Source organism: Tatumella morbirosei, from assembly GCF_000757425.2.
Classification (GTDB): domain Bacteria; phylum Pseudomonadota; class Gammaproteobacteria; order Enterobacterales; family Enterobacteriaceae; genus Tatumella; species Tatumella morbirosei.
The window spans coordinates 1,116,429-1,137,042 of sequence record NZ_JPKR02000003.1; the positions used below are offsets into that span (position 1 = coordinate 1,116,429).

20 protein-coding genes and 1 tRNA gene are annotated in these 20,614 nt (G+C 49.1%); 4 read left to right on the forward strand and 17 right to left on the reverse strand.

Annotated features, from left to right (window positions below):
• Position 1 precedes the first annotated feature (1 nt).
• Genes HA49_RS07970 through ccmA form a run of 7 tightly spaced genes read right to left on the reverse strand, consistent with a single transcriptional unit; the run spans position 2 to position 5,298 of the window.
• A complete protein-coding gene (locus tag HA49_RS07970) occupies positions 2–559 on the reverse strand; it encodes a DsbE family thiol:disulfide interchange protein (protein WP_038021863.1) in 558 nt (185 codons plus the stop codon).
• Positions 556–2,520, reverse strand: coding sequence for a heme lyase CcmF/NrfE family subunit (locus HA49_RS07975; RefSeq protein ID WP_038021865.1), 1,965 nt, complete (start codon positions 2,518–2,520; stop codon positions 556–558). The genes HA49_RS07970 and HA49_RS07975 overlap by 4 nt, the downstream gene beginning before the upstream one ends.
• Positions 2,517–3,008: a cytochrome c maturation protein CcmE gene (ccmE, locus tag HA49_RS07980; protein ID WP_038021868.1), complete on the reverse strand. Its 492-nt coding sequence runs from the start codon at positions 3,006–3,008 to the stop codon at positions 2,517–2,519. Before ccmE ends, HA49_RS07975 begins: the two co-directional genes overlap by 4 nt.
• Positions 3,005–3,238, reverse strand: coding sequence for a heme exporter protein CcmD (gene ccmD, locus HA49_RS07985; RefSeq protein WP_038021871.1), 234 nt, complete (start codon positions 3,236–3,238; stop codon positions 3,005–3,007). Before ccmD ends, ccmE begins: the two co-directional genes overlap by 4 nt.
• Positions 3,235–3,975 carry a heme ABC transporter permease gene (locus HA49_RS07990; RefSeq protein WP_038021873.1) on the reverse strand — a complete coding sequence of 247 codons (741 nt, stop codon included), beginning with the start codon at positions 3,973–3,975 and terminating at the stop codon, positions 3,235–3,237. The genes ccmD and HA49_RS07990 overlap by 4 nt, the downstream gene beginning before the upstream one ends.
• 46 nt (positions 3,976–4,021) lie before the next feature.
• Positions 4,022–4,681 carry a heme exporter protein CcmB gene (gene ccmB / locus HA49_RS07995; RefSeq protein ID WP_038021875.1) on the reverse strand — a complete coding sequence of 220 codons (660 nt, stop codon included), beginning with the start codon at positions 4,679–4,681 and terminating at the stop codon, positions 4,022–4,024.
• On the reverse strand, positions 4,672–5,298 hold the full coding sequence (ccmA, locus tag HA49_RS08000; protein ID WP_038021879.1) for a cytochrome c biogenesis heme-transporting ATPase CcmA: 627 nt from the start codon (positions 5,296–5,298) through the stop codon (positions 4,672–4,674). Before ccmA ends, ccmB begins: the two co-directional genes overlap by 10 nt.
• Positions 5,299–5,754: 456 nt before the next feature.
• Between ccmA and HA49_RS08005 the strand changes: the two genes are divergently transcribed.
• Entirely contained in the window at positions 5,755–6,648 is an 894-nt protein-coding gene (locus HA49_RS08005; RefSeq protein WP_038021882.1) for a formate/nitrite transporter family protein, read from the forward strand.
• 103 nt (positions 6,649–6,751) lie between these two features.
• A complete protein-coding gene (locus HA49_RS08010; protein WP_038021885.1) occupies positions 6,752–7,639 on the forward strand; it encodes a LysR family transcriptional regulator in 888 nt (295 codons plus the stop codon).
• 102 nt (positions 7,640–7,741) lie between these two features.
• Here HA49_RS08010 and HA49_RS08015 read toward each other — a convergent pair whose 3' ends face one another.
• The 6 genes from HA49_RS08015 to HA49_RS08040 all read right to left on the reverse strand — a co-directional run bounded on the left by HA49_RS08015 (position 7,742) and on the right by HA49_RS08040 (position 14,041).
• Positions 7,742–8,590: a hypothetical protein gene (locus tag HA49_RS08015; RefSeq protein WP_038021887.1), complete on the reverse strand. Its 849-nt coding sequence runs from the start codon at positions 8,588–8,590 to the stop codon at positions 7,742–7,744.
• Positions 8,577–9,098, reverse strand: a complete 522-nt coding sequence (locus HA49_RS08020; protein WP_038021890.1) for a hypothetical protein — start codon at positions 9,096–9,098, stop codon at positions 8,577–8,579. Before HA49_RS08020 ends, HA49_RS08015 begins: the two co-directional genes overlap by 14 nt.
• A complete protein-coding gene (locus HA49_RS08025; protein WP_038021892.1) occupies positions 9,085–9,297 on the reverse strand; it encodes a hypothetical protein in 213 nt (70 codons plus the stop codon). Before HA49_RS08025 ends, HA49_RS08020 begins: the two co-directional genes overlap by 14 nt.
• Positions 9,298–9,622: 325 nt before the next feature.
• The gene (araC, locus tag HA49_RS08030; protein ID WP_038021894.1) at positions 9,623–10,501 is read right to left on the reverse strand and encodes an arabinose operon transcriptional regulator AraC; all 879 of its coding nucleotides are present in this window, start codon (positions 10,499–10,501) and stop codon (positions 9,623–9,625) included.
• Positions 10,502–10,586: 85 nt separating this feature from the next.
• The gene (locus HA49_RS08035; RefSeq protein ID WP_038021896.1) at positions 10,587–12,005 is read right to left on the reverse strand and encodes an MFS transporter; all 1,419 of its coding nucleotides are present in this window, start codon (positions 12,003–12,005) and stop codon (positions 10,587–10,589) included.
• Positions 12,005–14,041 (reverse strand): beta-galactosidase, encoded by a 2,037-nt coding sequence (locus tag HA49_RS08040; protein WP_038021899.1) that lies wholly within the window; start codon positions 14,039–14,041, stop codon positions 12,005–12,007. The genes HA49_RS08035 and HA49_RS08040 overlap by 1 nt, the downstream gene beginning before the upstream one ends.
• Positions 14,042–14,215: 174 nt before the next feature.
• On the opposite strand from HA49_RS08040, the gene HA49_RS08045 reads away from it, so the two are divergent.
• Positions 14,216–14,659, forward strand: coding sequence for a hypothetical protein (locus tag HA49_RS08045; RefSeq protein WP_038021901.1), 444 nt, complete (start codon positions 14,216–14,218; stop codon positions 14,657–14,659).
• 1 nt (position 14,660) lies between these two features.
• The gene (locus tag HA49_RS08050; protein ID WP_038021903.1) at positions 14,661–15,227 is read left to right on the forward strand and encodes a tetratricopeptide repeat protein; all 567 of its coding nucleotides are present in this window, start codon (positions 14,661–14,663) and stop codon (positions 15,225–15,227) included.
• Positions 15,228–15,514: 287 nt separating this feature from the next.
• Here HA49_RS08050 and HA49_RS08055 read toward each other — a convergent pair.
• The 4 genes from HA49_RS08055 to glgA all read right to left on the reverse strand — a co-directional run bounded on the left by HA49_RS08055 (position 15,515) and on the right by glgA (position 20,604).
• Positions 15,515–15,589: transfer RNA gene (locus tag HA49_RS08055), tRNA-Arg, on the reverse strand.
• 235 nt (positions 15,590–15,824) lie between these two features.
• Entirely contained in the window at positions 15,825–16,307 is a 483-nt protein-coding gene (locus HA49_RS08060) for a DUF1003 domain-containing protein (protein WP_038022710.1), read from the reverse strand.
• A gap of 333 nt (positions 16,308–16,640) precedes the next feature.
• Positions 16,641–19,088: a glycogen phosphorylase gene (gene glgP, locus HA49_RS08065; protein ID WP_038021906.1), complete on the reverse strand. Its 2,448-nt coding sequence runs from the start codon at positions 19,086–19,088 to the stop codon at positions 16,641–16,643.
• A 67-nt stretch (positions 19,089–19,155) separates the two neighbouring features.
• Positions 19,156–20,604 (reverse strand): glycogen synthase GlgA, encoded by a 1,449-nt coding sequence (gene glgA / locus HA49_RS08070; protein ID WP_038021909.1) that lies wholly within the window; start codon positions 20,602–20,604, stop codon positions 19,156–19,158.
• Positions 20,605–20,614 lie beyond the last annotated feature (10 nt).

Sequence of the window (20,614 nt, forward strand, 5' to 3'; positions counted from 1 at the left end):
GTCAATCCTCCGCCAACTTGCTGTACTTGTTCCATAACGGCTGGACTTCATCTTTCCAGACTTCAGCATTCAAATCGCCTGCATGGCGATAACGGATAATACCTTTGCCGTCGATCAGGAAGGTTTCCGGCGCGCCATAAACACCTAAATCCAGCCCCAGCATTCCGTCACCATCATAGAGGCTCAGAGCATATGGATTCCCCAGAGTATTTAGCCAGTTAATCGCTTTCACCCGGTTATCTTTATAGTTCAGTCCAACGACCCGGACCCCCTTCTCAGCCAGCGTATTTAGATACTCATGCTCGGCACGGCAGGTCGGGCACCAGGTGGCCCAGACATTCAGCAGTAACGGCTTACCATTGATAAGCGCTTTCTGACTGTACAGTTGTCCCGGGTTTTGCAGTGATTCCAGTTTGAACACCGGTACCGGTTTGCCGACCAGCGCTGATTCCAGAAGCGTTGGATCATCCCCGTCTGCATTCCGGTTCAACTGCCACAGTAGCGCCGCTGCCAGCAGCAGAAACAACACTAACGGGATGAACAGAATTTTTTTATTCATGACAGTGATTCCTCCTGTGCCTGTGCTTTCTTGCGGGAGCGATACCGCGGGTCGAGCAGACACAAAATACCGCCAACCGCCATAAACACACCACCGAACCAAATCCAGCGAACAAAAGGTTTGTAATAGAGACGAACGGCCCAGGAACCCTGGCCTATCTCTTCACCCAGGGCTGCGTAAAGATCGCGGCCAAAACCGCCACTGATTGCAGCCATCGTCATCATGGTGCGGGCGGCGGTATAAAAACGTTTCTCTGCATGCAGCACAGCTTCTTGTTTTCCGTTGCGGGTGACATCAATAATTGCCACCCCGCCGGTATAGTTAGGACCCACCAGGCGCTGAACATCACGGAAAACAAAATGATAATTATGGATATCGACGTTATCACCGGCTTTCATACGGACATCGCGTTCAACACTGTATTGGGTACTGAACGCTATTCCAATCACCGTCACCGCCACGCCAAGATGCCCCAGAACCATTCCCCAGTGACTGCGGGACAGATGTCCCAGCCCACGGAAAAAGGTATGGCGATGGGTTGCACGCTCATGAAGTTCCATCAGCGTCAGTACAATTACCCAGACTGACATCAGCAGACCAACCACCGTCATCGCTTCAATACGGTCCTGCAACAGTAATGGCAGGACAACGGAAGCAATCAGAGTGACAACCGCCGCAATAATTAACCGCTTATACAATTTCTGAGGTTCATCACGACGCCAGCGTACCAGAGGCCCAATACCCAACATCAGAGCAAACGGCGCCATCAGCCAGGTAAACATAGTATTGAAGAACGGCGCACCAATCGAAATGCTGCCCAGGCCCAGTTCCTTGTGTACCAGGGGTAACAAAGTCCCCAGCAATACCACCAGCATAGCGGCAATCAACAGAACATTATTTCCTAACAGAAACGACTCTCTCGACCAGCCTTCATTCTGTACCCTGCTACGCACCTGTCCACCACGGATAGCGTACAGCAGTAACGAACTACCGATGACAATCACCAGGAATATCAGAATAAAAATACCACGGGAAGGATCGGACGCGAACGAGTGAACCGATACCAGTACACCTGAACGTACCAGGAAGGTCCCCAACAGACTCAGTGAGAAGGCGGTAATAGCCAGTAACACAGTCCAGGATTTAAAGGTCCCGCGTTTCTCTGTCACCGCCAGTGAGTGAATCAATGCGGTTCCGGCCAGCCACGGCATCAGCGAGGCATTTTCAACCGGATCCCAGAACCACCAGCCACCCCAGCCCAGGTCGTAATAAGCCCAGGCCGACCCTAAAACAATCCCGATGGTCAGGAAAATCCACGCCGCTGTCGTCCACGGACGTGACCAGCGGGCCCATGCCGTATCGAGCCGCCCGGTCATCAGTGAAGCAATGGCAAACGCAAATGCCACTGAGAATCCGACGTACCCCATATAGAGTAATGGCGGGTGGAAAATCAGTCCGATATCCTGGAGCATTGGGTTGAGATCGCTGCCATCAACGGGGAAATCAGGTAATGTCCGGATAAACGGGTTGGAGGTCAGAGTAATAAACAGCAGGAAGCCAAGGTTAATCATGCCCATCACCGCCAGCACCCGGGCAATGGCATCCTGTGGCATACCACGACTCAGCAACGCTACCGCCAGTGTCCAGCCACTGAGCATCAGTAACCAGAGCAGTAACGATCCCTCATGAGCTCCCCAGGTTGCTGCAATGCGGTACCAGATTGGCAGCATGGTATTGGAGTTCTCAGCGACATAGGCCACAGTAAAGTCGTTGACAATAAAAGAATGCACCAGAATCAGAAATGCTGCCGCAATACAGGTAAACAAACCATAAGTCAAAGGCCGGGCCAGTCCCATCAAACGACTGTCCTGTCGCGCGGCTCCCCACAGCGGGTAAATACTCAGTAACACAGCCAGGCCAAGGGCCAGGCATAACAAAAAACTGCCTATTTCAGGTATCATTGTTGCTCACCTTGTGGGTTCTGATAGCGTTTAGCAGGCCCTTTGTGGTTCTGTTTCATCGCATCTTCAATTTCTGGTGGCGTGTATTTCTCATCATGTTTGGCCAGCACCTGATCGGCCTTGATCAGATTACCATCTTCCAGCACGCCCTCTGCGACAATCCCCTGCCCTTCACGAAACAGATCAGGAAGAATACCGACATAGCTCACACTGACAACGCCGTTGGCGTCATACAGTTTGAACTCCACTGCCAGACTTTTCGGATCACGTTTTACGCTGCCTGGCATAACCATACCGCCAATGCGTAACCGTTGCCCCGGATGAGGTATATCCTTATGCTCAGGACCCCGTCCGTTCAGAATTTCACTGGGTGTATAGAACAAATCAATGTTTGAACGCAGTGCATACATAACTAAACCAGTCGCCAGACCGAGGCCGACCAGTATTGCCACCACAACCAGTAAGCGGCGACGACGACGAATGTTCACAAGTGATCTCCTGCCGTGTTAGCGGCGGTTTTTTTTCGTTTTGCAGCGCTGATCCTGCGTTCACGGGATTCACGCTGTCTTATTTCTTTTAATAATTGTTTTCGTTGTACCAGGGTATGGATGATCAGGCATCCCAGTGCCAGTAACGTCATACCGACAGAAAGCCAGACATAGAAGGCATAACCTCCCATCTGGAAAAAACTGGACCATGAAGAGAAAGCAGGTGTCATGAGCTACGCCCCTTATTTGCAATAGCAGAAACCCAGGGGCGATTTCGTTCGGTGACCAGAATCAGGTTACGCAGACGCATCAGGGTCAGAGAAATGAAAACCAGCAGATAACCGAGGATGGCCCAGCGTAACGGGGTACGCATCGATGGAGCAATGTCCTGCTGCAAAATACCGGAAGAGCCCTGATGCAGGGTATTCCACCACTGAACCGAGTAATGAATAATAGGCAGGTTCACTACCCCGACCAGAATCAGGATACCGGCGGCACGCCCCGCAACCCGACGATCATCAAAGGCGTTATACAGGGTAATGACCCCCATATAGATAAACAGCAGTACCAGTTCCGATGTCAGACGTGCATCCCAGACCCACCAGGTGCCCCACATCGGTTTGCCCCAGGCAGAGCCGGTCACCAGAGCGATAAAGGTGAATACCGCCCCGACCGGAGCCATGGCTGAGGCCACCAGATCAGACATTTTCATCTGCCAGACCAGGCCAATAAATGCCGCAATGGCCATTGAGGCATAAACACCCATCGACCACATCGCTGCCGGCACATGAATATACATAATACGGTAGCTGTCGCCCTGTTGATAATCCGGCGGGGCATAACCAAATCCCCAAATCCATCCGAGCAGTAAAGTAATCAACGCCGCCAGACTTACCCAGGGAATAAACCTGCCGCAGATGTTATAAAGCCGTTCTGGCTTTGCCAGTTGGTGTAACCATTTCCACATTTTGTATTGCTCACTAATATTTACTAAAAGCAGCACAACTCGCAGTTTATTGAAGACTAATACGTACCGCTGCGGCTGTGGCAAAAGGTGCCAGAGTAATACTGGCGATTAGCATTGCGCCTAATATGGCCAGGTAACCACTTATCGATAATCCCTGACTGGCAGCATCAATGGCTGCACTTGAAAAAATCAGCACCGGAATGACCAGAGGCAAAACCAGTAAACTCAATAATACTCCGCCACGTCTGAGCCCCACCGTCAGCCCTACCCCGATAGCACCGATAAAACTCAACACCGGTGTACCCAGTAGCAGTGTCATCGCCAGCCCGTACCAGCCCTGAAAATTCAGCGACAATAATAACGAGGCCAGGGGCGACAAAATAATTAACGGTACCCCGGTCACCAGCCAGTGGGCTATGACTTTTCCCAGTACCGTTAAAGGTAACGGGGTCGGTAATAACACCAACTGTTCCAGTGAACCATCCAGAAAGTCATCACGGAACAAGCGTTCCAGTGCCAGTAATGATGACAGCAATGCCGCCACCCAGACGATACCCGGTGCAATTCTGGCAAGTAATTTTGATTCGGGGCCAATTCCCAGCGGAAACAACGTAATCACTATCAGGAAAAACCACAGCGGATTAATAATTTCCGAACCACTGCGAAAGGCAATTTTAAGTTCACGGCGAATAATACTTACCAGCATTCGTCACGTCCTTCCGCTGTCAGGCGAATTTTACGCACCACATCCTGTTGATCGGGCAGATCCTGATGGGTGGTAAGGATAACGGATCCCCCCCGCCCTGCGTGACTGGCAAATTGTGACATTATTTTTTCCACTCCGGCTTTATCGATGGCCGTTAGCGGTTCATCCAGTATCCATAACCGTGCCTGGCTTAGCCATAGTCTGGCCAGTGCGACTCTGCGCTGCTGGCCTGCAGAAAGCTGGGCAACAATCGCGTCCTCATAACCGGTCAAATCCACTTCATCCAGTGCATCAAAAATTTGCTCATCGCTACAATCCGGATGAAAAAAACGCAGATTTTCCAGCGGAGACAATACCCCTTTTACCCCGGGCAGATGTCCAAGATATAACATCTCACGTTGCCAGATATCACGCTGCCGGCCAACTGCCGTTTGATTCCACAGAATCTCTCCGGATTCCGGACGGCTCAGGCCAGCCAGGATACGTAACAAGGAGGTTTTACCAGCCCCGTTAGGCCCTTCTATCTGGACAATATTGCCGGCACCGACCGTAAATGAGAGCTGTGAAAATAACACCCGCTCATCCCGGGCACAGGTAAGTTCTTTGGCTTCCAGCATGCAACTTATATTCACGATTACGTTAAGAAGGCCGCACTATACCATAAGGAAACTCTCTGCCGAATGTCGAAAATGGAAACGGTTACTTAAAAGTTCCTTAACGACAACTTTTCTGCCTAAAAACCGGCCAATGATAAAACTTTGTTACGCTTATTGTGATTTACCCACAGTTTACGGCTCTCATTTCCGCGGGATTTCAGCACAGCTATTTATCGTCCGGCGCTAAATCCTACCAGATGCGACATCAATTACCATGCGGGTTTGTGCTATTCGTGCTGTAAAAACAACCCTGACAGGGTTGTCTCCCCCCACTCCGGCTTTTACAACTGAATTTCACCTCACCTTCATTAAGACAACATCGCAATAACAACAACTACGACTGATTTTTCCTTCAAAAGTGCAGAAAAATACTACACTCAGAACTATGAAATATTCATCTTTTCCACCGGAGGCCACGTGCAAAATTCCCACTCTTCAGCTCCCCGTGACAATCAGGTCGACAGCGAAGAAAAAAGTAATGAAACTTCAATAAATACTGAAGAGGAACAACTGCCTTCGAAAGCCGTCGCTATTCATGAAACCATACGCCAGAACGGTGAAAAAGAGCTGGAACGCGACGGTATGGCGCTGCTCCTGTCAGCGATTGCGGCGGGATTGTCGATGGGCACCTCACTATTGGTAAAGGGCCTGTTGCAGGTACATACCGAAGGGCTGCCAGGTAGTTTTTTGCTGGAAAACTTCGGCTATTGTGTCGGCTTCATCATTGTGATTATCGCCCATCAGCAATTGTTTACTGAAAATACCATCACTGCCGTATTGCCGGTGATGCATAAACCCGTGATGAATAATTTCAAACTGCTGATGCGGCTTTGGGGGCTGGTACTGGCCGGTAATTTTATAGGTACTGCGTTGGTAGCTCTGTCATTTAATCATATGCCAGTATTTACTGACGAACTGCAAAACTCGTTCACTCATCTGAGTGAAGAGGCCGTAAATCATGATGCCGTACAAATGTTTTGCGGTTCGCTGGTTTCCGGCTGGCTGATTGCTACCATGGTGTGGATGTTTCCTCACTCAGGTGCAGCTAAAATTCTGGTGATTACCATGATCACCTGGATAATGTCACTGGCTGGTTTATCGCATATTGTCGTGGGTTCCGTAGAGGCCTTTTACCTGGTATTTAACGGCCACCTCAGTTGGTCAGAGTTTCTGTGGCCTTTTGCTCTGCCCACTCTGGCGGGTAATATTACCGGGGGAACCTTTATTTTTGCTCTGTTGAGCCACGTACAGATCCGTAACGATTTCAGTGAGCAAAAAAAGTTACAGGCAGGACGTCCCCCTAAATCCTGATAACGCAGAGTCATGTCTGAGCCCCCGGATCTGCAACTGGTGGGAGCCTTCAGGGAATGGTAGAGTCTGCTTTCAGACTCTCTCTGTTCCCTGAAGGAATATTATGGATCGATTTCAGGCCATGGCGACTTTTGTCCGGGTAGTTGAGACCGGCTCATTTTCCGCCGCGGCTCGTCAACTCAGTCTCGGCCAGCCGGCAGTCTCTAAACTGATTGCCCGGCTGGAAAGTCACCTGAATACCCGGTTGCTGGCCAGGACCACACATGGGCTGACTCCCACTGAAGCGGGACAGCGCTATTATGAACGTGCCAAAACAGCCCTGGATGAAGCTGACGAAGCGGAACTGGCCGCCCGCCATTCGGCCAGTGGTTTATCCGGCCAGTTGCGTATTTCAGCTGCGACCACTTTTGCCAGAATCCATATTATTCCTCAGTTGCCCCGTTTTCTGGACAGCCACCCGGAACTACACACTGAAGTGATCCTCGATGATCGGGTCATTGATTTGCTGGCCGAGGGGGTCGATGTTTCATTGCGAATGGGCAAACTGCCAGACTCTTCCGCGACTGCCCGTAAGCTGGCGACCGCTAAACGTTCGGTGATTGCCACCCCGCAATATCTGAAAACCTGTGGCGAACCCTTTACTCCGACAGCTCTTGCTGAGCATCAGGCCATCCTCTATACCGCACAACCTACGGTCTGGACTTTTACCCGCCAGCAGACGACAGTTTCTGCCAGCCTTCAGGGACGGATGCGGGTCAGTGCTGCCGAAGGACAACGCGCCGCAGTCCTGAATCATATGGGATTATGTATCGCCTCAGACTGGATGTTTTACGAAGAGTTGCTATCCGGTGAGGTGGTGAAAGTATTAACCGACTGGGCATTGCCTGACATCGATCTGTGGGCGGTATTTCCCTCCGGTCGACTGACCAGCGCCAAGGCCAGACAGTTTGCGTTATTTACCGAATCGGTTATGGCGGAAAGAACCCTTTGAGGAAGGCGGGGAAGATTTGCGCCCTTCAGGAGGTTTCAGGCGGTGTGATGAGAGCTATGGAAGAAAGACAGGCCGTCCGTTGCAGAACGGCTGTCAACAAAGTTAAATGTCGTTGACTCCGGGGGCAGCAACAGGCGCTAATTTAAGAGATTCTTCCCAGGCGGCTTTCCTTTCGTTATAACCACGGGCCAAAGGCAGTTGCTGCTGGATGAATGCCCGATATTCATTCACCAACGTTCCGGTATCTTCACTCGCACTACGTTTCTGTAGTTGTTCGGTAAAATTTTGGTCGGCGTAGGCATAATCCAGATATTCGATAGCATAGCGATAAGTGGCGGCTTTCAGTGGCTGCATACGGACTTGTTCAGCTATCCATTTCAGCGATTTATAAAAACTGTGTACAACTGCTGCATCTTTCTCCTGCACATTAACTGTCGCAATGCCTTCGTTTAACAACGCCAACTGTGTTTTCTTTTGTTCACGTTGCAGCTGCTCACGTTGCTTATTCTGATCATCTTGACGTCTCACTTCTGACTGTACTTTCTCTGAATGGGCAGGAATAGCATTAATCACTTTCGCGACCAGCAGGTAAACAATCACAGCGGGTACCACTTTCAGAACAACAGACAGGAACACTCCATCTCCGGGCCGTGATAGCCACTGGGACCACCACATAAAAAACAGAAAGCCAATCACAACACTCACGATACGGTATTTCACGCTATTTATTACTGCAGCATGGATAAACTGCTTCTCGCTGTCATTTTTGCCTTTCTTCCTGCAATACAACTCAAAACAGACAAAACTGGCCAACATGATCAGAACTCCCGGAAAGCCACCTATCCACATAATGGCAACCGGAGAAGTCACCCCTGCCCCAGCAGCCAATGATGACAACAGAAAAAAAGCACCAAAGCCAATAATAAGACTAAGGACTCTAAAGATTAACATGACTTGTTTTTCCTTTTGACGTGACTATCTCACTAAACTTACGTTCAAGCGCAGCGGCATCTATAGTAGAGATATTTCTGACTGATTGTTCCATGTACTGATGGATAAGTTCATCACCGACAATTTTTCGTATTTTTTCCAGTGCAGCATCCAGCGAAAATTTTTTAGCCGCCAGCAAATGACATTTCCGGTAAATCAATGCCAGTAGCAGTTCTTCAGGGCTTTCTGCTGAATCTTCATTGATAATCTTTAGGGCCGTATTGGTGGCCTGAAGTTTATTTCTTCTGGCATACGACGCCGCAGCATTAGCTGTGGCCTGTTGTTGCTCCTGATGCTTTTTTTGCTGTTTCTGCTGAGCTTCAGCTTGCTTACGTTCCTGACTTTTTTGCCAGTAGTGTTGCGATTCAAGTTCTGACAGACGGGCATAAAAGTACCCATCCCGTTCAATATTCGAATATTGTGAATGCAGTAAATTAATCTGTGACTGTACAGCATCAGACCCTTTCATTAGTATCTCCCGAACCGGATTGCTGCTCCAGGAACTGTGTGGCGGAATCATAAAAAGGGGATAAATCACTGAACAACTCTGTCAACTTTTCTTTCTGTTGTTGATTGAGTAATGGTAAAAGCTGATTAATGACTTCAACCTTAAGTTCGATATCGATAATTGTTTTCTTACCGATTTCCTGCAGGATGCTTTTATCCATGACTTTCCTTGATTCAGGTTACATACAGGCAGACGACATACTACTGATGAGGGGTTCTTACATAACACAACAGAGTTCCACAGGACTTAACGAATACCGAATCTGGTGAAAATACTCTGATAAACTGACTATGTCTGACACAGAAGAAAGCATAAGCATTTTTCATGCATCTTCAACAAAAATAATTTGCCAGTTTTGTTCTTCCGGTCAACCCCGCCGACAATACGTTATATGCATATCTTCCAGCCTCCTGACCGAATCAAAAGCCATAGCAGAGTTATCACTGGCAGCCCCACGCTAAGCCAGAGAGAGGTTGAGAAATAATTTAGAAAAGCGGAACGTTTTCAAAGCGTTTACGGTATTCACGGGGACTGATTTGCCGGTGCTGACTAAAAACACGGGAGAAATAGAGCGGATCCTGATATCCCACTGCCCTGGCAATCTGCGTCACGGATAACTGCGTTTGTTGTAATAAATCGCAGGCCCGGGAAACACGCTGCTGTTCACGCCAGCCATAGATAGTTTTACCGGTTTGCTGTCGAAAAATGTGGGTCAGCCGTGAAGGAGAAAGAAAAGTCATTCGTGCCAGAGCCTCAATCCGGATATCTTCAGCCAGATGTTCATTCAGATAATGGCAGACGGTAGTGATCCGCGGATCACGGTGATAATGATTGCTGTGCGGCTGGCGCTGAAAAGTCTGCAAAATAATCCGTTCGAGGGTATTCATCGCCATCGCATCTGACAGAGGGTCTGCCGCCGCATTATTGCGGATAACGTCCCGAAACATCTCAGACATTTGAAGACTGTCAGCTGTATCCGCCAACTGCATTCGTCCTATGTCACCTTCATTTCGGTCCCAGTGCAGCCAGTCACTCCAGTAAGGGCGGGGAATAAAGTAGATCCACAGATGATCCCAGGCCAGACTCTCCCTGGCTCTTCCGTAATGGTGAATCACTGTCGGAGGGAACAATAACATCTCATTTGGCTGGCAGTGAAATTCTCCCTCTGCATGGTGGATAACCCCTTCTCCTTTCAGTGTCAGATTTAGCATATAACCTTTCATGCCATTAGCGCGGTGAATAAAGAAATCCAGTTTGCTGCCGGGGCTGATTGGCGTAAACCCAGACACCATAAACGCGTTAAACGTGAAACTCTTTACCAGCGGTGAAAAACTGATTAACTCAGCATCGTTCAGTTCGCTCATAGATCATTATCCGGCAGGGGTTTACCAGAATGATAATACCCCTGCCAGGAGCTGCGGGTAACGAGCTGAAAGTTTGTGAAGAAGCTCACGGCAGGCCCTGTAATTGCCTGGTTTTGACTCTCCGGGTATCCTTTTCTGCAGAATAACGCCCAGCCGACAGATCGCGGGCCACAGTTTCGTAAAAACTATCCAGCCGGTAAAACCACAGTATTATCATGTTCATTACTGCTAACAGCAGCGGGAACCAGATAAATAAAAACTCAATGGTGTGGATAACCGTTTCTGACTGGGGTCCATTGCCTCCACTGATAAATCCTGCTGCGCCGAGTATCCATCCCACACTGGCCGTTCCCAGCCCCATCCCTAGCGTCTGCCCCAGTGTTCCGGCACTGAACAGTATCCCTTCAATCCGTAATCCGCTTCGCCATTCCCCATAATCAATGGTGTCAGCCAACAGCGCAAACATCGTTGCACCGATTCCGCAGAACCCAATACTGCGCACTACGGTCGAAATAATCACAAACACTGCATCCTGTTTTCCCAGCAAGGGGATCAGATAAGCGATGCAGCAAACCAATAGTCCGGTCATCGCCAACCTGCGTTTGCCCAGCTTTTTTAGCAAAAAAGGGATAATCAGTAGGGTCAACAAACCCGGGATATATTGCGCCATGCTGATATAAGCAATCAGGCTGACATCTGACAGGATATATTTAGAGTAGTAAACTCCGACCGATGACAGTGCTGTCAGGCTGGTAAAAGTAATCAGCAGATAAAAGAAGATCATCATCCAGTAGCGATTCGCCAGCATGGAATGCATCACCAGGCGGGCATTGATTCGTTGGCTGTTATCTTTACTCACCGGAGTCACACGCTCTTTGGTGCCCAGTGCCGTTAGCAACAGACAAAGTGCAGTAAAGAAACCTAAAATACCAAACACGATGACCCACGAGGTATGGCTGTTGCCAAAGAACGCTACCAGCGGCAGGGTCAGTACCCCGACAGTCAGCGACCCACAGGTAGACAGCCCTTTACGGAAAACACTGAGGATACCACGCTGATAAGTATCCCGGGTGATCAGTGCCAGCAGCGATCCATAAGCGATATTGTTGGCGGTAAAAAAAATATTCGCCAGTAAATAGGTGGCGCAGACATAGGCGACTTTTAGCGGATAGCTGATGGCCGGCACGGTCGACATTAAAAATGCCGCCAGGCCAAACGGTACCGCAGTCCAGAGTACCCAGGGACGCGCTTTTCCCAGTCGGGAGCTTGTTTTATCAATCCGGATCCCGACGAATATACAAATCAGACCGTCGAGTACCCGGGCAAAAAACATCAGTGAGCCAATCAGTAACGCTGATATACCCACCACATCAGTATAAAAGTAAGCGAGGAAAGTCACCATCAGGGTATAAGTCAGGTTAGTACCATAATCCCCGATACCAAAAGCCAGCCGTTCGCGCAGCCCGACAGGTTGCAGATCACTATTTACATCACCGATAGCCATTATGCAGTCTCCGATTCAAAGATTGCTACACCCCAGTCGGGCAGTGTCAGAACACTGCCCTGAGCGAAACGACTTCCCGTCAGCAATTCATGGCCGCCAGCAAAAGGCAGAGTCACCTCCTGTGATTGCGCAGAGTAATTGAACAGAAACAACAGAGCTGAACCTGTCCGGCTAATCGCCCGTTTAACAACCAGAGGAAAACGCAACCCGCCATTGTCAATGGTCAGTTCGATTCGCCGGGTTAAATGGGTTATAACGCCGGATAACACCCCGGCAGTCAGCGGACAACCGATATAGGTTGCAGTACCGGCACCATACTGATGATGAACCACTGCAGCATATTGGTCCCAGTAGGGGTGCTGATATCGAGCCCAGATTTCGGTATCTGCCCCGTCAGTTTCCAGCAGTTCCATCCAGTCAGTAACCACCGCGTCTTCCCCGTCGAGCTGCAGTACATCTGACTGTAAAGTGACCTCATGAGGTTCAACAAATAACTGATAACTGGCGCCAATAGTTTCACGGATCACCGCCGGCTGGCGCTGATGCCGCACTTTAAGATGCTGATTCGCAAAACCGGATTTAAACGAATAGAGCACATGCCCCCCCTGCTCTACAAACTGATTTAAACGCTGAAGTGACTGGTCGGAAACCGCATAGAGTAAGGGTGCAATCAGCAACTGATAACGGTTCACCCGAGGGTCATCGACGCAAAGAACATCAACCTCGATATTCAACCGGTACAGCGCATCGTAATAACTGCGAACCTGATCGTTATACTGGTGCTGTTTATGCCGGCCAAACTGATGGCCCTGATACGGATGCCAGTCAATCGCGGTCAGTGAATCATTGCTGACCAATAGCGCCACGTGGTTGCACTTCTTCAGTCCCGCTAGTGTCGGCGATAAACAGGCAAATTGCTGCCCTATCTGTTGTGCTTCGTGATAGACAGGATTGGGCTGCAGATCATGACTCAGTAGCCCTTTCCAGTAGGTTTCATAGGAATTATGCAGCGAATGCCAGTGCCAGTAGCCAACCATTGCAGCTCCGGACGCTATATGACTGAAGGCCTGCAAGCGTAACTGACCAGGATAAGGTGTCCAGTTTTTGAAGGCCTGAGCCTGGGTTTCCAGTACCAGATAATTATTATCTTTGGTGGTACGGGCAATATCCCCGCAGAAAGCGATTTCTGCGCCCGTCAGTGCGTGTTGCCCGGGATGATAGATATCAACCCCGGTGATATCCAGCGGACGGGATGCCACAAAGTGGTCAACCTCACCTCGCACACCAAACGACCAGGTCCGCCATTCAAAATCAAAGTTATGGGTTACAAACTGTTGTGGTAAACGATACTCATGAACCAGCCGGACCTGCCAGCAAAGAAACTGACTCACCAGTTCGCGCTGATATCGCTGAAAAGCGGCCCCGAGACTGGCATTAATGGTACTTTCCAGCGGCGGAAAATCTTCCCAGTCATCGATCCGGTTACTCCAGTAATCCAGACCGAATTCGGCATTCAACTTATCGGTATCACCGGCAAACTGCTGTTTCAGGTGTTGCACAAAATCCCGCTGAACATGCGAACCACAGGTGTCGTAGTATTTAGTTTCGTTATCGACCTGAAAACCGATCACCGCCGGATGGCGGGCTGTAGCGGCCAGCAATCGGCGAATAATCCGTTCGGCATAGAACAGATAAACAGGGCTGGTGATATCCATCTTTTGCCGGTGACCGTATTTGTTCACTCCCTGTGGTGTCTCTGCCATCACTGAAGGATGTTTTTTTGCCAGCCAGCCGGGGAGCGCATAGGTGGGAGTGCCGATGATGACTGAAATCTGATGCTGATGCATCCGGTCCAGTACTGTTAACACCTGCGAGAAATCAAACTCTCCATCCCGCGGCTCATAACTACTCCATGTACTTTCAGCGATTCTCACCACATTAATTCCCGCCGCTTTCATTAGCCGAATATCTTCATCCAGCCGCTCTTCCGGCAGATATTCGCGGTAATAGGCCACGCCATATAACAATTTTTCCACCCTAATCTCCCCGTATTCAGTCTGTGATCACCTCTATTCTGGATCAGGGCTGTCCGGTAAAGATAAAGCAGTTCGCTGCCAACATAGACAAACTCGCTCTGACTACTGACCTATGAACAACGTCACATTTTTGCTATGGTGCGGTGAACATTTTTCACAGGGAGTGAATCTGTTATGGCAATAAAATCATTGCATTATTCTCAGTTTGCCGACCTCAGAATTGAGGGTGTGGGTATACATGCCAGCTTTTCAGTGAAGTTAACCGTTTATGACGAAAATATTCCGGCCGGAAAGCAGCTTTCAGTATCTGCGACCGGCGCAACCAATGCAGCCAGGGCTGCTGGAAATGGTAATGTTTTATTTTGGTGTAAGGTCAGGGATTTATTAAGTTACAGAGAATACTCTTTACAAAGACAATCAGGTGAGTATGTTGCTACAGGCAATAATGACATTTTTATTGGAACCACTCGCTTTCTGATAAACAGTAATACAATTCAGTCACCAAAAATAGAAATCACCGCCGGATATATTTATGAATCAGGGTATACTGGCAGTGCTGTTCCTATACCATCCTCTCTCAGAAAAACCATACTTCTGACACCGTTCAGCAGAGGATGATATGAGCATAAAAAAATTATTAATACCGGCATTGTTTATACTAACTCCCGGGGTTTATGCTGAATCCAGTCAGGACTTATCAACTATTACTGCCTCTGGCCTGGTCAGAGAGTACATAATGTCTGATGATAAATCTTCTAAGACTCTGGCTATGAAGCAATTAAATCAGCTTTACAAAGATAATCCCGAAAACATCAACATCCTGCGCATGTACTCCGGAATACTTGCTTCATCCGGGGAGTACCGGGAAGCAATTAATATTATTTCAATATATAACCTGGGTCATAGCGAACCCTCATTTATGTTAAGTGAATGTTTGCTGAAAGACAGAACCGGTGATTATGATCCTGAGTGCTACAACAAGGTAATAAAATTAAAAACATCCCTGAATGCCAAAGATATCGATTATCTGATGGCACTCTTTATGACTCATCACCAGAATTTTAAAAATGAAAAATCTATTTATATGCAGGGAAGAGATGATAATCAGGATCTTGATATTTTTGACCTTTCGAAACAAGATGTTCTGAAGATACTTTATCCGGATAAACAGGAAAATAAACCGTAACTGAAAATCTGCTCCGCAAAGCTTCTTTCCGGCAGTTGGTACAGCATTCATACCGGCTTCGTCGGTAACTACAGCCGGCGAAAATGTATCCTGCAACCTCACCGGTGACGGATAACAGAGAATGAAACAGAAATGCTTTGCGGGTAAATGAACTTTAACCAATTTTTACCCAGGATAGTATGCGGCTGTCAATGAACATGTATGGACGGGCATGGAAATTAAATCCAGCTGGAGTCAGTGTTTATCAGGAATTCGCTGAGGTGTATGGAGGGTCCTGAAAGGTACGATGGTGTCCCCTGCAGGAATCGAACCTGCAACTAGCCCTTAGGAGGGGCTCGTTATATCCATTTAACTAAGAGGACTCTGGCGGCAACGTTGGCTAACGCCCGACAGCGGTGGGTATCCTACCGTAAAGGCTCAGGTTTTTACAAGTGTTACCTGTGTTTCAGATAACTAAACAGCAGCTTTGCCCTGTTTAGCCCGGGATTATCCCTGTAACACCCCTACTCCTGTCAGAGAATGCATGCATTTTGTTGTTGCGCTTTTTCTGTTGGTCAGCATCCGGGTCATTGTAGTCTCCGGGTAAAAATAACACGATTAACGCTGCTCAAGCTGCCGGGTCAGTGTTTCGATACGCTCAGCCATTTGCAGGGTCTGTTGAGTCAGTTGGGTATTTTGCTTCAGCAATTCGAGCAGCTGTTCAGACAACTCTTCAGATAGCACCTGGCGACTTGCCATAGCAGCATCCAGATCTTCGCGATGTTGTGCATCGGCCAGTGCATGTGCCTGATCGCGCTCCGCCTGGCGGGTTTGCGCCAACAGGATCAAGGGGGCAGCATAAGCCGCCTGAATGCTAAAAGCTAAGTTGAGTAGAATAAACGGATAAGGATCAAACTTAAGCAGGCCAGCAACGTTCAGTACAATCCACACGATCACCGCGATGGTCTGGCCAATCAGAAAGGTGGGTGTCCCGAAAAAACGGGCGAAAGCTTCTGCTTTTAATGCAAACCATTCATCGCCGAAAGTATGAGTTATCCCTTTCAGCGGACGATATAAACGAAATTTTTTATCTGTATGCATATCGAAAAAGAATCCTGTGGTGGGTGCCGGCATTGCCGAAATTTTTGATATCGGTAACAGCAGAAGCAGCATTTTAAGAAACAGACACTCAGCATGTTATACGCCGCCGGTAACCTCTGCACCAAACAGATTTGTGTACGCTAATGTGATTCCCAAAGACAGGAAAACAGCCTGTTAATCCACTGCTCCGGGTCTGGCTGGGTTAGCTATGGTGGGAATAGTGAATACTGAAATACAAGAAGAAGCAGAAACGGTGGACTTCAACGGAGCAGAGGTTTTTTATTTTCGGGATCATACGGCGGAGCAGAAACTCCCTGCCCCGCCATTACAGAGTTACATCTTCACCGGGCTGATTTCCCAGATTTTCTCTGCATATTCGCTGATGGTACGATCGGACGAGAAATACCCCATATTGGCGATATTCAGTAAGGTCCGGCGTGACCATTCATCTTTTTGCAGATACAGTTCATCGACTTTATCCTGGGTATCAACATAGCTACGGTAGTCGGCCAGCAACTGATAATGGTCCCCCAGGTTGACCAGGCTGTCGAACAGATTATGATAACGTTTTGGTTCTGACGGACTGAAGGTGCCGGTCGCAATCTGCGTCAGTACCCGGTGCAGTTCGGGATCTTTATCATAATAATCATGTGGGTTATAACCATTTTTCCGCAGATCTTCGACCTGCGGTGTGGTGTTACCAAAAATAAAGATATTATCTTCACCCACATGCTCCAGCATTTCGACGTTGGCCCCGTCCAGGGTTCCGATGGTCAACGCACCATTCAGGGCGAACTTCATATTACTGGTCCCGGAAGCTTCGGTTCCTGCCAGAGAGATCTGCTCTGACAGATCCGCAGCCGGGATGATCAACTGTGCCAGACTGACGCTGTAATTAGGAATAAACACTACTTTCAGTTTTTCACGGGTACGGGGATCATTGTTAATCACCGTGGCAACATCGTTGATCAGGTGGATAATCTGTTTAGCTGCATAATAGGCCGAGGCCGCTTTACCGGCAAAAATCACGGTACGTGGTACCACTTCCGCCTCCGGATCATCGATAATGCGGTTGTAGCGGGTGATAACATGCAGCACATTCAGCAACTGACGTTTGTACTCGTGAATACGTTTAATCTGCACATCGAACAGACTGTGTGGATCGATCACTATTTCCAGTTTATCGGCGACGTAACCTGCCAGCCGCTTTTTATTGTCGTGTTTAGCTTTCTGCAGAGCCTGTAAAAAGCTTGGATAATCAATATCCTGTTTCAGTTCTTCCAACTGGCTTAAGTCGGTACGCCAGTGATGGCCAATGGCATCGTCCAGCAGATCGGAGAGCGGCTTATTGGCCAGCGCCAGCCAGCGACGCGGTGTTACCCCGTTGGTCATATTCAGGAAACGATCCGGGTGAAGCCGCGCGAAATCGGCAAACAAAGACTGTACCATCAGGTCGGAGTGCAGTGCAGAGACCCCGTTCACCTTATGGCTGGCCACCACCGCCAGCCAGGCCATACGAACACGGCGGCCATTGTTCTCGTCAATGATCGATACGCGACGTTTCAGGTCATCGTCACCCGGGACTTTCTCTTCCACTTCATTAAGGAAATATTCATTAATTTCAAAAATGATCTGCAGATGACGCGGCAGAATTTTCCCCAGCATATCGACCGGCCACGTCTCCAGCGCTTCGCTCATCAGGGTGTGGTTAGTATATGAAAAAACTTTGCTGACCGTATCCCAGGCTTTTTGCCAGCTAAATTTATGCTCATCAATCAGCAGTCGCATCAGTTCAGGAATCGACAGTACCGGATGGGTATCATTCAGGTGAATGGCGACTTTATCCGCCAGATTATCGTAGGTCTGATGAGTGCGATGATGTCGCTTAAGAATATCCTGTACCGTCGCCGATACCAGGAAATACTCCTGGCGCAAACGTAGTTCCCGCCCCGAATAAGTCGAGTCGTCCGGGTAGAGTACCCGTGACACGTTCTCGGAATGGTTTTTATCTTCCACCGCAGCAAAATAGTCACCCTGATTAAATTTACCCAGGTTAATTTCGTTACTGGCCTGAGCCCCCCACAACCGCAGGGTATTGGTGGCATCAGTATCAAATCCCGGGATCACCTGGTCATAAGCCACCGCGACAATTTCTTCGGTTTCCAGCCAGCGGGTTTTAGAACCTTCGTGTTGCAAACGGCCACCGAACCGGACTTTATAGCGGGTACTGTAGCGCTGGAACTCCCACGGGTTACCATACTCCAGCCAGTAATCCGGAGATTCGGCCTGTTGACCATCAACAATTTTCTGGGCAAACATCCCGTATTCATAACGAATCCCGTAGCCCCCGCCCGGTAAGCCAAGGGTGGCCAGTGAATCAAGGAAACAGGCCGCCAGACGGCCTAAACCACCATTCCCCAGCCCCGGGTCATTTTCCTCATCGATCAGGTCTTCGAGGTCCAATCCCATCTCATCTAACGCTTTATTGATGTCATCGTACAACCCCAGTGCCAGAAGCGCGTTGGACAAGGTACGACCAATCAGAAACTCCATTGATAAGTAATAGACTTTGCGCACATCCTGAGACTGTTGCGCCCGGTTAGATTTAAGCCAGCGTTCGACCATCCTGTCACGCACCGCAAACAGCGTGGCATTTAGCCAGTCATGCTTCGTCGCGATGGCTGGATCTTTACCGAGAATAAACATGAGCTTGTAAGCAATGGAATGCTTAAGCGCATCCACACTGACAGTTGGGGCGTTATAAATAAACGGTGATGTCATAGCGTTGTATTCCTTGATGCTGGTGTGCAGTTTCACAAATCAAACAGGTAAAGGTCGCCGCTAACCGTCATTGAAATTCTGTGCCGGTTAAACGCTGATAAAGTTGCTGGTAGACTCGTGCAGCCACCGACCAGCTAAAATCCTGACGCATTGCATGGCGCTGAACATTGCGCCAGTGGCGTGGGCGGTTCCACAACACAAAAGCACGGCGGATAGCATTACTGATGGCCTTACCATTACTCTCCTCAAACACAAAACCACTGGCCGTGTTATCCGCCAGATTTTCGATAGCACAATCCACAACGGTATCCGCCAGCCCCCCGGTACGTCTGACCAGAGGCAGAGTGCCGTATTTCAGTCCGTATAACTGAGTCAGTCCGCAGGGTTCAAAACGACTGGGGACCATAATCACATCTGCCCCGGCCATAATCCGGTGTGAAAACGCTTCGTGATAGCCCAGCTGCACCCCGACCTGACCGGGGTGTTCCGCCGCCGCTGCCAGAAATGCCTGCTGTAGTGGTACATCACCAGCGCCCAGTAATACCAGTTGCCCGCCCTGGGAAAGCAACTCCGGTAGTCCTTCCAATACTAAATCTAATCCTTTCTGGCTGGTCAGCCGACTGACCACTGCAAACAGTAGCCGTGAACTGTCAGTGTCCAGTCCCATCGTCCGTTGCAGCGATGTTTTATTTTGTGCTTTAGACTGCAAATGCTCAGCGTTGTAGCGCGCAGTAAGCAATGGGTCATTGTCCGGGTCCCAAATATCCTCATCCACACCATTCAGAATTCCGGTCAGCCGGCCCTGGAACTGACGTTCTGAGAGCAGAGATTCCATCCCATAACCAAATTCCGGTCGGGTAATCTCCCGCGCATAGGTCGGGCTGACTGTCGTTATATGGTCGGAATAAAACAGACCGGCTTTCAGAAATGAGATCTGCCCGTAAAATTCCAGACCATGCATCCTGAAGAAATCATCCGGTAGCCACAACTGATGTAAATGATGAGCATAAAACAGCCCCTGATAGGCCAGATTATGAACCGTAAACACAGTCTTCACCGGGTACCCGCGTGCCGCAATGTAGGCAGAGGCCAGCCCGGCGTGCCAGTCATGGGAGTGCACCACTTCCGGTCGCCATAAATAATCAGCCCCACCTGCCAGTTCACAAGCCACCCAACCAAGCACCCCAAAACGCAGATGGTTATCCCCATAGGCATTTAACGACTGATCATGGTACGGACTACCCGGCCGGTCATATAAACCGGGGGCATCAATAATATAGATGCCCACCCCCTGAAAAGTGCCGTAGCGCAATTCAACATATCCGGCAAAGGTATCAATACCCGTAACCCGGTGGGTTTCTCCCAGCCCTTTTTTGATATCCGGAAAGCCCGGAATCAGGACACGAACATCGTCACCACCAGCAATCTGTGCCGCAGGTAATGCCCCGGCAACATCAGCCAGACCACCGGTTTTGAGTAGAGGAAACAGCTCGGAACAAACATGTAATATTCGCATTGGAGCTCCT